Origin of the sequence: Bacillus sp. 204(2023) (assembly GCF_037027505.1) — a bacterium.
Classification (GTDB): domain Bacteria; phylum Bacillota; class Bacilli; order Bacillales; family Bacillaceae; genus Bacillus; species Bacillus subtilis.
This window is the reverse complement of record NZ_JAXCHE010000028.1, coordinates 1-346: the sequence shown is the minus strand read 5'-3', so window position 1 is coordinate 346 and position 346 is coordinate 1. Positions and strand designations below refer to the sequence as shown.

Annotated in this window: 1 rRNA gene; it reads left to right on the top strand. The window is 43.4% G+C overall.

Annotation, left to right across the window (positions count from 1 at the left end):
* The first annotated feature begins 9 nt into the window (after window positions 1-9).
* Window positions 10-125, top strand: a 5S ribosomal RNA gene (gene rrf, locus WA279_RS20815).
* Window positions 126-346 lie beyond the last annotated feature (221 nt).

Sequence of the window (346 nt, the reverse complement as noted above, 5' to 3'; positions counted from 1 at the left end):
CTCAATTTGTTTGGTGGCGATAGCGAAGAGGTCACACCCGTTCCCATACCGAACACGGAAGTTAAGCTCTTCAGCGCCGATGGTAGTCGGGGGTTTCCCCCTGTGAGAGTAGGACGCCGCCAAGCAATTGCACGTTAGTGTAATTTTTTAAAAAAGTTGTTGACTTTGAAGAAGCGACGTTGTATACTAATAAAGTTGCTTTAACAAAGCGGACAAACGAAATGATCTTTGAAAACTAAACAAGACAAAACGTACCTGTTAATTCAGTTTTTAAAAATCGCACAGCGATGTGCGTAGTCAGTCAAACTACTTTATCGGAGAGTTTGATCCTGGCTCAGGACGAACG